The organism is Methylacidimicrobium tartarophylax, assembly GCF_902143375.2.
GTDB classification, from domain to species: domain Bacteria; phylum Verrucomicrobiota; class Verrucomicrobiia; order Methylacidiphilales; family Methylacidiphilaceae; genus Methylacidimicrobium; species Methylacidimicrobium tartarophylax.
This window is the reverse complement of record NZ_CABFVA020000028.1, coordinates 1-10,866: the sequence shown is the minus strand read 5'-3', so window position 1 is coordinate 10,866 and position 10,866 is coordinate 1. Positions and strand designations below refer to the sequence as shown.

At 61.5% G+C, this 10,866-nt stretch carries 12 protein-coding genes, 1 tRNA gene and 1 pseudogene; 8 read left to right on the top strand and 6 right to left on the bottom strand.

The genetic code is table 11. The features are described from left to right. From MAMT_RS03840 to MAMT_RS03805, 8 genes are all read left to right on the top strand, one after another. Nucleotides 1–602 (top strand): ATP synthase beta subunit C-terminal domain-containing protein (locus MAMT_RS03840; protein WP_446685541.1); only part of this gene is annotated, 602 nt, incomplete at its 5' end. Continuing rightward, nucleotides 599–1,015: a F0F1 ATP synthase subunit delta/epsilon gene (locus MAMT_RS03835; protein ID WP_142659698.1), complete on the top strand. Its 417-nt coding sequence runs from the start codon at nt 599–601 to the stop codon at nt 1,013–1,015. The genes MAMT_RS03840 and MAMT_RS03835, both read left to right, overlap by 4 nt. 7 nt (nt 1,016–1,022) lie before the next feature. Beyond that, the gene (locus MAMT_RS03830; RefSeq protein ID WP_142659697.1) at nt 1,023–1,361 is read left to right on the top strand and encodes an AtpZ/AtpI family protein; all 339 of its coding nucleotides are present in this window, start codon (nt 1,023–1,025) and stop codon (nt 1,359–1,361) included. After that, complete coding sequence (locus tag MAMT_RS03825; RefSeq protein ID WP_142659696.1) at nt 1,358–2,080, top strand: F0F1 ATP synthase subunit A; 723 nt, start codon at nt 1,358–1,360, stop codon at nt 2,078–2,080. The genes MAMT_RS03830 and MAMT_RS03825 overlap by 4 nt, the downstream gene beginning before the upstream one ends. Next, complete coding sequence (gene atpE, locus MAMT_RS03820) at nt 2,077–2,346, top strand: ATP synthase F0 subunit C (RefSeq protein WP_142659695.1); 270 nt, start codon at nt 2,077–2,079, stop codon at nt 2,344–2,346. The genes MAMT_RS03825 and atpE overlap by 4 nt, the downstream gene beginning before the upstream one ends. A gap of 32 nt (nt 2,347–2,378) precedes the next feature. After that, nucleotides 2,379–3,125, top strand: a complete 747-nt coding sequence (locus tag MAMT_RS03815; RefSeq protein ID WP_142659694.1) for a F0F1 ATP synthase subunit delta — start codon at nt 2,379–2,381, stop codon at nt 3,123–3,125. Nucleotides 3,126–3,128: 3 nt separating this feature from the next. Beyond that, nucleotides 3,129–4,652 carry a F0F1 ATP synthase subunit alpha gene (locus MAMT_RS03810; protein WP_142659693.1) on the top strand — a complete coding sequence of 508 codons (1,524 nt, stop codon included), beginning with the start codon at nt 3,129–3,131 and terminating at the stop codon, nt 4,650–4,652. Continuing rightward, entirely contained in the window at nt 4,649–5,524 is an 876-nt protein-coding gene (locus tag MAMT_RS03805; RefSeq protein WP_142659692.1) for a F0F1 ATP synthase subunit gamma, read from the top strand. The genes MAMT_RS03810 and MAMT_RS03805 overlap by 4 nt, the downstream gene beginning before the upstream one ends. A 117-nt stretch (nt 5,525–5,641) precedes the next feature. On the opposite strand, the gene MAMT_RS03800 is transcribed toward MAMT_RS03805, so the two are convergent. The 6 genes and pseudogenes from MAMT_RS03800 to MAMT_RS11295 all read right to left on the bottom strand — a co-directional run. Continuing rightward, nucleotides 5,642–7,039 (bottom strand): ribulose-bisphosphate carboxylase, encoded by a 1,398-nt coding sequence (locus tag MAMT_RS03800; RefSeq protein WP_142659691.1) that lies wholly within the window; start codon nt 7,037–7,039, stop codon nt 5,642–5,644. 341 nt (nt 7,040–7,380) lie between these two features. Then, nucleotides 7,381–7,779, bottom strand: coding sequence for a type II toxin-antitoxin system VapC family toxin (locus MAMT_RS03795; RefSeq protein WP_142659690.1), 399 nt, complete (start codon nt 7,777–7,779; stop codon nt 7,381–7,383). Then, nucleotides 7,776–8,036 (bottom strand): AbrB/MazE/SpoVT family DNA-binding domain-containing protein, encoded by a 261-nt coding sequence (locus MAMT_RS03790; RefSeq protein WP_142659689.1) that lies wholly within the window; start codon nt 8,034–8,036, stop codon nt 7,776–7,778. The genes MAMT_RS03795 and MAMT_RS03790 overlap by 4 nt, the downstream gene beginning before the upstream one ends. Nucleotides 8,037–8,179: 143 nt before the next feature. After that, nucleotides 8,180–8,255, bottom strand: a tRNA-Gln gene (locus MAMT_RS03785). Nucleotides 8,256–8,317: 62 nt separating this feature from the next. Next, a complete protein-coding gene (locus MAMT_RS03780; protein ID WP_142659688.1) occupies nt 8,318–9,904 on the bottom strand; it encodes a glycoside hydrolase family 57 protein in 1,587 nt (528 codons plus the stop codon). Between the two features lie 47 nt (nt 9,905–9,951). After that, nucleotides 9,952–10,866 (bottom strand): annotated as a pseudogene (locus MAMT_RS11295) (DUF4912 domain-containing protein); the annotation flags it as partial.

The following is a 10,866-nucleotide window of genomic DNA, read 5'->3' as shown; positions in this document are numbered from 1 at the left end:
TGCTGGGCCGGATGCCGGCGATGGTCGGCTATCAGCCGACCCTTCTGACCGAAGTGGCGGAGCTCGAGGATCGGATCGTTTCGACCCAACGCGGCAATATCACGGCCGTCCAGGCGGTCTATGTCCCGGCCGATGACATGACCGATCCGGCGGTCATGGCGATTTTGAGCCACTTGGATACGGTCGTGATCCTTTCCCGGGGGCAAGCGGCCAAGGGATTCTATCCGGCGGTCGACCCTCTTCTCTCCACCAGCCACATGATGGATCGGGCCTTCCTGGGTGAACGTCATTACCGGATCGCGGGGGAGGTCCGGAAGGTGCTGGCCCGGTACAAGGAACTGGAGGACATCATCAATCTTTTGGGCATGGAGGAGCTTTCCGAGGACGATCGGAAAACCGTCCTGAGGGCCCGCAAGCTCCAGCGGTACTTGACTCAGCCTTTCTTTACGACCGCTACTCACACAGGGATTGCCGGACAGAGCGTCCCGCTCGAAGAGGTGCTCGACGATTGCGAAGCGTTCCTGCGCGGCGATTGGGATGGTTTGACCGAGGAGCAGTGCTACATGCGCGGGAGCATGAAGGAGCAGAAGAAGAATTCATGAGAGCGTTTTCTCTCATCTTGCGCGATCCGACGCATGTCGTTCGCCGAGACGACGTCATCTCCTTCGTCGGGGCCGACTCTTCGGGAAGCTTCGGGATTCTGGCGGGACATGAGCGATTTCTCACCTCCCTCCGGCTCGGGCTGGCTCGTTTCCGCACCTCGGCCGACGACGGCGTCACCTATCTTGCCCTGGCCAGCGGCCTTCTCTCCTTTCGCGATAACACTGCGACCGTCTGCACCCAGCATTTCTTTCTCGACCGGGACCGAGATCGCATCTCCGAAGCGCTCGAGGGCAAGATCAAGCGGGAGGAGGCGGATCTGCGCGAGATGCATGCGCTCGCGCACAATCTTGAGCGCGAGATGCTCCGGCGGCTCTGGGAGCTGGGTCGGACCCGCCCCAGGGAGGGATTGTAAAATGGGGATGCGAACCTTGGGAGATCCGGAGGAAGACGGAGCGGGGCCGGAAAAGGGACGAGCCGTGCCGGAGGAAGACGGAAGGCGGCTCGCCAGCCAGGTGAGCAGGGACGTGGAGCGGATGAAGAAGGCCGAGAGGGAGAAGCACGACGTTCTTTCTTCGTGGCTTTCCCTCGGAACCATCGGTCTTCTCTTCATCCTTCCGGTCGTCGTCGGCGCCTTCCTGGGACGATGGCTCGACCAGCATCTGGCGGGTTATGCCATCCACTGGACCATCACGGGGATTCTTCTGGGGGTCATCCTGGGCGCCATCAGCGTCTACAACCATCTCCGCCAGAACTTATGAGTAGCGCGGAACTGATTCTCGGCACAGCGGGACTTCTGGGTCAGCCCACACTCCGCCTCGGCTCTTTTGCCATCAGCGAGTCGGCGGTGAGCGCTACAGCCTTGACGATAGCCCTCGCATCGGCGGCCGCCTGGACGAAGAGCCGGCTTCGGATGCGGGACCCGGCCGGTTGGCAACTGGTGTTGGAACTCGCGGTGCAAGGAATGGACACCACCGTGCGTGAGTCGATTCCCAAGGCCCCGGAGCGAATTCTTCCGCTGGTGGGAACCCTTTGGATCTACATCCTTCTCGCCAACCTGGTCGGACTGATTCCTGGCCTCCATTCGCCGACCGGAGATCTTTCGGTAACGGGCGCTTTGGCAATGATCGTCTTTTTTGCCGTCCCGTTCTACGGCGTGCGGGCCGCGGGATGGGCCGCCTATGTGCGGGAGTATTTTTCTCCGATGTTCTGGATGTTCCCTTTTCACCTCATGAGCGAGTTGACTCGGACATTGACTCTCGCCGTCCGGCTTTTCGGGAACATGACGGGAATGGAGGTCGCGATCGGCATCCTTCTGCTACTGGCCGGATTCCTGGTTCCGGTGGCTTTTCTCTTTCTCCATCTCATCGAGGCTCTCTTGCAGGCCTACATTTTTGGGATGCTTGCTCTGGTCTACATCGCCGGTGGCATGCAGGCGCTGGAGGAAAAGGAACAACAAAAGGGAGGAATTGTACGATGAACGATTTGGGCATCTTTACCACGATCGTGACCGCCTTCGCCGTCTTGGCGATGGGACTCGGCGTCTTGGGGCCTGGGATCGGCATGGGGATGGCGATCGCAAAAGCACTCGAGGCACTCGCCCGTCAGCCGGAGGCCGAAAAGTCGATCATGCGGTGGCTCTTGATCGGCCTCGCGATGATCGAGTCGCTGGCGATCTACGTGCTGGTCGTCGTGCTCATCGTTCTCTTTCGAAGCCCGATGCTCGATTATCTGCTCCACAAGTAGGTCCTGGTGGAATCGAACGAGAGGCGATCGCCGTGAGCTTCGACTGGACGACCTTCCTCCTCCAGGTCATCAACTTCCTGGTCCTGATCTGGATCTTGCACCGGCTTCTCTTCCGGCCGGTCTTGCGGCTGATCGCGGATCGGAAGGCGGCGACCGCGAAGGCGTGGGAGGATGCCCAGCGGGTCAAGAAGGAGGGCGAGAATTTGCAGAGCGCCTATGAGAACCGCATGACCCTTTGGGAGGCGGAAAAGGAGAAGGCTCGGGCCAAGCTTCTCGAGGAGATGCAGGGGGAACGGAGGCGGCTGCAGGCCGAAAATGATCGGCTCATCCAGGACGAACGGGAGCGGGCACGTGCGGTGGAAGCACACCGGCTGGCCGCCCTTTCCCAAGAGGCGGAGAACCGTGCGCTGCGGATCGCCAGCCAGTTCGCCAGCCGCTTCCTTCAGGATCTGGCGACACCCGATCTCGAGGCCAAGCTGGTCGAGCGGGCAATCGAGGAGTTGGAGCGGCTTCCTCCGGAAAAACTAGTGGAGATGCGCGACTCGGTGGCGCGGGAAGGAGTCGGGCAGATCGAAGTGCAGACGGCTTTCCCCTTGGAGGAAGCCCGCCGAGAACGCTTGGCGAAGGCCTTGCAAAAGGCGTGCGGGCGAGAGCTTCCGTGCAAATTCCAGGTGGATGCGCAGTTGGGAGCAGGGGTCCGTGCGGAGGTGGGGGGTTGGATGGCTCGGGCGAACCTGAAGGACGAGCTTTTGTTTTTCGCTTCGAAAGGAGAGGGCTAAATCATGCCGGAAAAGAAAGAACTTTCCCCACTCGAGCAAAAGGCGAACTGGGTCGAACAGTATCGTTTTTCCCCCGAGGTCGCCGAATTCGGCCGGGTCACTGCCGTCGGCGACGGGATCGCCTGGGTCGACGGGCTCTCCTCGGCTGCCATCGACGATCTGCTGGAGATGGAAGACGGAAGCCAGGCACTGGTCTACAGCCTGAGCCGCGAGTCGGTTGGAGTCATGCTGCTGGTGCAGACCGGAGCTCTGACCGCGGGCGCCTTGGTCCACCGGACCGGAAAAAGGCTGAGCATTCCCGTGGGGGATCCTTTGCTGGGAAGGGTGGTCGATCCCGTGGGAAACCCGCTCGACGGGAAGCCCGCTCCGTCAACGGATCGAGTGGGACTCTTGGAATCCCCGGCGCCGCCGATCGTGGCTCGCGATTATGTCGATCAACCGCTCTATACGGGAAACAAGGTCGTCGATGCGATGATCCCGATCGGAAAGGGGCAGAGGGAGCTGGTGATCGGCGACAATGGACTGGGGAAGACAACCTTTTGCCTCGACATGGTCGTGAGCCAGAAAGGGCGGGATGTGCTCTGCGTCTATGTCCTGATCGGGCAGAAGCGGTCGAGTATCGTCCAGGTCGTGGAGACGCTTCGGGCGCAGGGCGCCCTCGACTATACGGCGGTCGTGGTGGCCGAGGCGACTGCGCTCCCCGGGCTTCAGTACTTGGCACCCTTTGCCGGCTGCGCCCTGGCCGAGGAGTGGATGCGCGCCGGGAGACAGACGCTGGTGATCTACGATGATCTTTCGCAGCATGCGCAGACCTACCGGGAATTGTCTCTCCTGCTGCGTCGCCCACCGGGGCGGGAGGCCTATCCGGGAGATATCTTCTACCTCCATAGTCGGCTATTGGAGCGGTCGACCCGTCTGTCCGCCGCCCAAGGGGGAGGAAGCTTGACCGCGATCCCGATCGTGGAGACCCAACAGGGGGAACTCGCTTCCTATATTCCCACCAACCTGATTTCGATCACCGACGGACAGGTCCTTTTCGAGCAGAGCCTCTTTGCGGCCGGCATGCTGCCGGCGATCGATGTGACGCGCTCGGTCTCGCGCATCGGGGGGGCAGCGCAGCATCCTGTTCTGCGGAAGGAAGCCGGCCGGATGAAGCTCGATTTCCTGCAATTCCTCGAGCTCGAGGTCTTTACCCGCTTTGGGACCAAGCTCGAGGCGTCGCTCGAAAAGCGAATCCATCGAGGCAGGCTTCTGCGCGAGCTCCTCAAGCAGGAAAAGCTGGTTCCGGTGAGTCCCGAGCAGGAGCTCGGATGGCTGGTGGGATTCAACGAAAATCTTTTTGACCCCATTCCGAGCGATAAGGTGCGTTCCGCCCAGGAGGCTCTTTTCGTCCGGATCAGCCAATCCGGCCTCACGCTCGAGGAGCCCCGGGAACGCTGGCTGGCCCTCGCCAAGGAGGTGTTGACCCCGCTGGTGCCCTCTGCCCCGGGCCCATCCGAACGCCAACCCGTCTCTGCCGCCGCATGAGCCGTCGCCGCGAAATCCTCCACTACCGCCATTCCCTGCAGGAGATCGGCGAGATCATGAAGGCGATGAAAAACATGGCCCTCGTCGAGGTGCGCAAGCTCGCCAAATTTTCGGGCGTCCAGCGCGATCTGATCGTGGCTCTCGAAGGAATAGCTAAAGGGTTCTACAGTGCACATCCCGAGCTGCTGCCGCCGGTTCGTTCCGGCGAGCGTCCCATCTATCTGCTTTTGGGTTCGGAACGGGGCTTTTGCGCCGATTTCAACTCCTCGCTCGTCCGCTTTTGGGAGGAGCGGCTCAAGGCGGTCGCGGCAAAGGGGGACTACGAGCTGATCCTGGTGGGCGGGCGGCTGGAGGGACGGGCGACGGGCTTTCCGAAGGTTTCCCGATCCCTGGTAGGACCCAGTGTCTGGGAGGAGGTCGCCGACTTCCTCCCACGGCTCATGGCCACGATTCGGGAGCTGGTCGAGGCGGGTTCGACCGGACTGATCGTCATCTTTCACGAGCCCGATCAGGAATCGATCGAAGAGAGGAGGCTCTTACCCCTTCCGATTGCCGCCGAAACGCTTCGGAAGGGTGCTGCGGAAGTTCCGCCTCTCCTGCAGATCTCGGCCCGGCACTTCTCGGAGGATCTGGTCGAAACCTATCTCCTGGCGGGGCTTCACGAGGCGATCTACTCGTCGCTGGCCGCCGAGAACCGCAAGCGGATGGAACACATGCAGAACGCGCTCGACCGCTTGGATAAGCGGATCGCCGAGTTGACGGGCGCGGCTAACCGTCTGCGTCAGGAGGAGATCACCGAGGAGATCGAGGTGATCCTGCTCTCGGCCGAAGCGCTTCGGCGGCAGAAGGCCGGCGCGCAAAGGCGAAACTAGCCAACCCTCGGGCAGAGCCGGTTGAAGCCGAAGTCGCAGCCACGGGGCGTCCACTCTTGCATCCGATGCCGGCCACTCCGTACGGATCGACGGAGCGACCGGTCCTCGGCACAGGCATCAGGCGAGCTTGAGCTCTTTGCGCCAATTTGGATAGAGCTCGTCCGCGTCGTTGGGAAAGCTTTCAAAAGCACGAGCAAACTCCCGATGCGATTTGGCCCACGCCACCGGGTCGGCCTTCGCCTTCCAGCACTCATAGGCTTGGCGTAAGGATCTGGCGCCGGCGGCTGGTCCATCGACGTGCCCGTAACATCCGCCTCCCGCAGTCATGATGAGATTCCCGTGCCCCAAATTGTCGAAGAAACCCGGGGTCCGAACCGCATTCATTCCACCGGAGATGATCGGCGTCATCGCTCTCATGCCGTGCCACTCCTGATGGTAATAAGGGCCCTGGGCGCTGTCCCGCTCGATCATGTAGGCAATGGCGCGGTCATCCTTGCCGCCTTCCATCTTTCCGTAGCTCATCGTCCCCACATGAATTCCGGATGCCCCCAAGAGTCGTGACAACTTAATGTGCACGAAGGTGGTATAACCGCGTGGATTGACTCCCGATGTGATGGCTCCGTGGCCGGCCCGGTGGTAATGAAGGAAGACATTCGGGAAATGGCGGCGCACCGTGGCGACACCGGCTGGTCCGGCCACAAAACCGTCCACGAGAAAGGCCACATGATTCGCATCATTGCCGAAAGCCTGGAGGATATATTCGCCGCGAGCGATAATTTCCCTGGGATCATCCGCCGTGATGTTGAACGAGAAGAGCTTGGCCTCGCCCGTCTTGTCCTGGGCGCGACGCATCGAGTCGGCCAAGAGCGGAACGACTTCCCGCATCGGACAGAAAGGCTGATTGCCCTGGGGCTCGTCATTCTTAATGAAATCCCCGCCCAGCCAAAAGTCATAAGCGGCGTCGGCAAAAGGCTTGGGACGAAGGCCCAGCTTGGGCTTGATGATGGTGCCCACCACGAAACCGCCATCCACAGGAGATCGCCCCAGAACGCGCCAAAGGTGGCTGATGTTGAGCGCCGGGCCGTCAAACAGAAGCAAAGCCTTGGGAGGCAGATAGACATCCAAAAGGCGCAAGCTGGTAAAATCAGCCATTCCCTGGTTATTGCCAATGATAAGGCTGGTGAACTGCGAGAGCATCATTCGCCCGTCGGTGATGTTGCGATCGAAGAGCTCCAGCGGAAAAGCCAGCTTGATCAAGCCGCCGTCCTCACCGAAGGCCTTCTCGTCAATCGAGTAGACCAAGGCATCCACGCCACGGGTAAAGTCGTCGGTCGTGCCCACTTCCACGTTCGTTCCGGTGGAGGATTCCGCAGCCACGTGCGCCGCCGTCGCCAGGAAGCCGTGGCCAGGCTTCGGGTGGAGCCGGTACGCGCAGAGAACGTGGTTGCCCCCTGCAATGAGCTGGGCTTCGTCCAGCTTCAGGTTGCTGTAGCGATGTGACTGGTCATAAGCCATATGAAATTCTCCCTTGGTGGTTTAGCGGATTTTCCGGTGTTGGTAGGTCTACGATGGATCCTGAGACTGTAGGATAGCCTGTTGCACAGGCTACTCTTCCCACGACGATCAGGCCAGAGGATTTTTGCTCTCCGTTCGCACTGCGAATTGACTCATCCATTTTGGCGCTGTCCGTCGATGTCAGCGGGTATCTTGGCGATGAGCCGCATCAAAGGGCGTCTATTCGGCGCCGGTCGGATCAAGCGGATCGCCTGAAGGCGCCGGAGCACCTTGGGCTTAGCCACGCCACGCCTGGTCTCCATGGAGGATCAGCGTCACACTGAGCCAAGGCAGAGCTTCCTTTAAGTAAGCAGGCGAGCGGCTTCGCCTTGCTGGGATAGCAGAGTGACCGCCTTCTTGTCGAAGGAGACGAAGGTTTCGCCGCCCAGCCACTTGCCCTCATGCGCGATGATGCCGTCGGCGAAGTCCCCTCCGGCTTCCAGCAACGTCAGTCCGGCTTCTACGGCAGGGCGATTCATGACCACGTTGCCCGTGTCGAGCAGATCGCGGATCGTGGTCGCCACCTCATCCTTGGACAGCTTTGCGCCGTGTCGCATAAGCCACACCAGTTCGCACAGGCACGGCAGGGAAACGGCAATCAAGGTTGCCTCGCGCAGCAACTTGGCTGCGGCTGCCCCCTGCGCGGGATCGTCCAACAAGACGGCCCGCGCGAGGACATTGGTATCGGCGGTGATCTTCACTCGCCGTCCAGCTCGCCAGCCCAGCCAGCGGCGGTAATTTTGTTCATTTCCTCGATGGTGAGCGGCTTTTTGAGCTTCCCCGCATGCCGGCCAATGAAACTCTCAATCGTGCCGCTTGGCCGCGCCGCGCGCACCTTCAATGCGCCGCCCGGCAGCTTTTCCAACTCGACCCGCTCCCCCGGCTTGACCCCGAGATGCCGTAATAGGTCCCGTTTCAGCGTGACCTGCCCTTTCGACGTCACCGTAAGCGACACCATCGCACCCCCCTTTCTTGAGAAAGGTAAGGAAGTTATTCATTACCGTCAAGGGGGAATGCATTTGCCGCGGGAGTGCGCCAAACCGCTTTCGGTTCCTTCCCGGCAAAGCGCGAGACTTCCAGGGAAAAATCGTCTGAATGAAGTGGCTGCCGCGCTAGGACTCGAACCTAGAACACCCAGATCCAGAGTCTGGTGTGCTACCAATTGCACCACGCGGCAGTGAAGCTGGCTATGGAGTTTGTAAGTGAAAACGGTCCGTATGGCAAGGGCGGGAGAGGTGTTTAGGCGAAGTAACGCCAGTTGAGATCCGGGAAGAGGTTGTCCCGCCGCTCGCATTCGTCGAGGAACGCGAAGTCGGGGGCATGATTTTCGAGTTGGCCGCAGAGGCGGTTGAGCCGGAAGAGGTGGGTTTCGGTGCGGCGCTTGGCGTAGGCCGAGGCGGTGCCGGTCTTCATGAGAAAGGCCCAGTCGCTCGCTTGGGCCAAGAGCAGCTCGCGGGCGGCCTGGCGTAGAAGTCGTTGAGGCGGCCTTCGGTGCGAGGAATAGCGCTTGGCTTGGGCCACCATGCGGTGGGCGCCGCTATGGAGGTGGGGGTAGATCCAGTCGTTCTCCTCGCCGAGCCAGACCTCGGAATGGCCTCGCCATCCCCAGGAGGAGGAGGCGGGCCGGGCGAGCTGTTGCGTCGAGTGGCGCTCAAGATACTCGCTGGGGGTGATCGGGGAGAGCGCACCGGGATCGCCAGCCATCCCTCGAAAGAGGAAGTCGAGGAACTGGGGTCCCTCGTACCACCAGTGACCAAAGAGCTCGGCGTCGTAGGGGGCGAGTACGATCGGGGGAAGGCCGAAGCCCTGCTCCCGAAGGGAGGCGATCTGGTTCCGACGTTTGGACAAGAAGTCTTCGGCATGGAGGGCAGCCTTGGCCCGCGCCGCCTCGGGGGAGTAGGGCGCCTTGTTCGTGGAGTTCCCCGTAATCCGGTAGTATTTAATCCCGAGAAACTTCCGCTCTCCGGTCGGGAGGATGTAGGGGCGCAGATAGTCGTAGTCGAGCTCAAAGCCGATATCCCGGTAGAACTCCCGATAGTCGAAATCGCCGGGATAGCCTTCCGAGGCGCTCCAGACTTCGCGGCTCGAGTCGACGTCGCGGGCGAAGGCCGCAGGTCCCCAGGGGGTATAGACGGGAGCGAAAAAACCCATCAGGGGACGGGGATCGGCGAAGAGAAGGCCGTGGCTGTCGACCACAAACCAGCGGATCTCGGCTTCCTGGAGGTAGGCTTCGACTCCCGGATAGTAGGCGCATTCGGGAAGCCAGAAGCCTTTGGGGTTGGTTCCGAAGAGGGCTTGATGGGAGTCTCGGGCGATGAGGACCTGAGCGCGGACCGCTTCGGGGGTCTCGGCCAAGAGAGGAAGGTAGCCGTGGGTCGCTCCGCAACTGATGAGCTCGAGCTTCCCTGTCTGGGCGATCCGCCGGAAGGCGCCCAGGAGATCAGCCCGATAGCGGTCGACGTAGGCCTCATGGGTCTCTTCCAGTTTGATCCGGTAGAAGCGGGCAAGATCGTGAAGGGGGGGAGAGAAGATCGTCCGGTCCGACTCGCGGCAAGCAAGCTCGAGCAGCCGCTCGAGGTGGATTGTGTAGCGTCTTTGGAGAAGAGGATCCCCTAGCATGGCGCAGAGGGTAGGGGAGAGGGAGAGGGTCAGACGAAAATCGATCCCGTCCCGGAGAAATCCTTCGAGAACCGAGAGGAGGGGGAGGTAGCACTCGCTAATTGCCTCGAAGAGCCAATCTTCCTCGAAGAACTCCTGATGCTCGGGGTGACGGACGAAGGGAAGATGCCCGTGCAGAAGGATCGCCAGGTACCCTCGGGGTTCCATGACGCGATTCGATCCTCAGCCTTTTCCGCTCTCCGCTTTTCGGAGTTTCAACCTGGAATGCGGCCCAGAGGCTCCGGAGGCAGGGGCGGCTGCGCGGTGGAATCGACCTTTCCTTGATATCGGCTTTGTCGGAGGAAGGAGAGGGTCGCCCCGCGGGTTTCCACCTTGTCGGGGGAAACTGCCTCGATCGGGATGCGGTAGCTCCCGTCGGGGAGGAGGAAGTGGTAGCGGAAGGTCCCATCGGGCTGGAGTGTGATCGGCCGGCCGAGCACGCTGACCTGCGCTTGGGGATCGGTTCCCCCGTAAAGAATGAGCTCCGCGTTCACGTGGAGGAAAAAGCCCCGCTCCCGTCCGACTTCGGGAGGAATGGCCCAGGAGGCTCCGAGGGGGCTGAAGGTCCAGGATGCGGGCCAAGCGAAGCTCCCCGCCTGGCTCATCCAGGAACTCGGCCAAGCAGTCACCGAACCCGGCCAAGGGAAAGAGCCGGGCCAGGAAAAGAGGCTGAAGCTCGAAGGGCTGCTCCCCAGGCTGCCGGCTACTTGTCCCGTATTCCAGGAGGACGTCCAGCGGGAGAGGAGATCGGGTGAGAGGGAGCGGAGGCTCTCTTGGCCCCCTCGTTGGACTCGGGCCAAGGTTTCGAGGAGCTGCTCCCCCGGATGTGTGACGGGGCGAAACTCGCGGGCCAGTTCACGGAAGGGGACCTCCGGCGGAAGGGTTACAAGGGTGCGATCGGTGCGTTCGGAGGGCGTAAAGCGAGGGAGTGCGACAGCTTGGGATAAGCCCAGCGAGAGGAAGATCCGCTGGGTTCCTTGGGTCTGGTAGGTGCCCAGGTCGACCGAAAAGGTCTGTCCATCCTCAGGGAGGGAAAAGTACCAGTTGCGGCAACCTGGGGGAAGGGCATGTTCCTCGCGGATGCTCCCGTCGGATCGGCGGAGTCGGAGGAGGACGCAGCCGTCGTCCGC